At 78.4% G+C, this 1,556-nt stretch carries 2 protein-coding genes; both read left to right on the top strand.

Translation table 11 applies throughout. The annotated features are described in order from the left end of the window. The first annotated feature begins 86 nt into the window (after positions 1-86). Positions 87-608, top strand: coding sequence for a beta-ketoacyl synthase N-terminal-like domain-containing protein (locus tag BJF79_RS63790; protein WP_075905045.1), 522 nt, complete (start codon positions 87-89; stop codon positions 606-608). Continuing rightward, on the top strand, positions 554-1,556 hold a 1,003-nt coding region (locus tag BJF79_RS39340; protein ID WP_410050201.1), incomplete at its 3' end, for a beta-ketoacyl synthase N-terminal-like domain-containing protein. The genes BJF79_RS63790 and BJF79_RS39340, both read left to right, overlap by 55 nt.

The following is a 1,556-nucleotide window of genomic DNA, read 5'->3' on the forward strand; positions in this document are numbered from 1 at the left end:
CGCCCGCGCCCGCGCCGCCGGACCGTCCCGTCCGACCGGGCGGCCGCGCGGCTGCGGGCCCGGCGCGCGTCCGAGGGGGTCGGCCGATGAGCCTCGTCGCCGTGACCGGGCTGGCCTGCCGGTTCCCCGGGGCGCCCGACGCCGACGCGTTCTGGGACCTGCTCGCGGACGAACGCGACGGGCTCACCCGCCTGACCGACGACGAGCTCGCCGCGGCCGGGGTCCCGCGGCGGCTGCGCCGCGACCCCGGCTACGTGCCGGTCGCGGGCCTCATCGACGGCCAGGACCTCTTCGATCCCGAACCGTTCGGGCTGGCCGACGCCGAGGCGGCGCTGCTCGACCCGCAGCACCGGCTGTTCCTCGAAAGCTGCTGGCGGGCGCTGGAACAGGCCGGACACGGCGGCGGGGCCGGCGCGGGCTCGGTCGGCGTGTTCGCGGGCTCGGCGCAGAGCGCCTACCTGGCGAGCAACCTCGCCGGGCGCTGGGACCCGACGGGCGGCGGCGCGACCCGGCGGGCAGCCTCCAGGCGGCCATCGCGACGCAGCCGGACTACATGCCCGCGCAGGCCGCGTACCGGCTCGGGCTCACCGGCCCGGCGACCGCCGTGAACACCGCGTGCTCGACGTCGCTCGTCGCCGTCCACCTCGCCGTCCAGGCGCTGCTCGCCGGGGAGTGCGACACCGCGCTCGCGGGCGGCGTGTCGCTGATCGTCCCGCAGGGCCGCGGGCACCTGCACACACCGGACGGCATCTACTCGCGGGACGGGCGCGTCCGGCCGTTCTCCGCCGACGGCACCGGCATCGTCTACACGCAGGGCGTCGGGACGGTCGTGCTGCGCCGCCTCCGCGACGCCCTCGACGACGGCGACCCGGTGCTGGCCGTCGTGCACGGCTCGGCCGTCGGCAACGACGGCGCCGACAAGACGGGGTTCACCGCGCCGTCCGTCCAGGGGCAGGCCCGCGTGGTCGCGGAGGCCCTCGCGATCGCCGGGACCGGCCCCCGCGAAGTCGGGTACGTCGAGGCGCACGGGACCGGCACGCACCTCGGCGACCCCATCGAGGTCGCCGCGCTGCGCCGGGTGTTCGGCGACGGGCCCGCCTGGTGCGGGCTCGGCTCGGTGAAGGGCAACATCGGCCACGCGAACACGGCGGCCGGGATCGCGTCGTTCATCAAGACGGTCCTCGCGGTCCGCGCGGGGGTGCTGCCCGCGTCCCTGCACGCGGCGCCCGTCAACGAACTGCTGGGCCTGGACGGCTCCCCGTTCGACGTCGTGACCCGCACCCGCGCGTGGGACGGGCCGCGCCTCGCGGGCGTCAGCTCGTTCGGGATCGGCGGGACGAACGCGCACGTCGTCGTCGGGCCGGCGCCGGAGCGTCCGCGCGCGGAACCCGACCCCCGGCCGCACCCGATCGTCCTGTCCGCCGCGTCGCCGCGCTCGCCGCGACGGCGCGCGACCTCGCCGACCGCCTCGACCGCGACCCGCCGGACGCCGCCGACCTGGGCGCACTCGCTGCAGCGGGGCCGTCCGGGGCTGCCGTACCGGCTCGCCGCCGCGC

Origin of the sequence: Actinomadura sp. CNU-125 (genome assembly GCF_001942465.1) — a bacterium.
Lineage (GTDB): Bacteria > Actinomycetota > Actinomycetes > Streptosporangiales > Streptosporangiaceae > Spirillospora.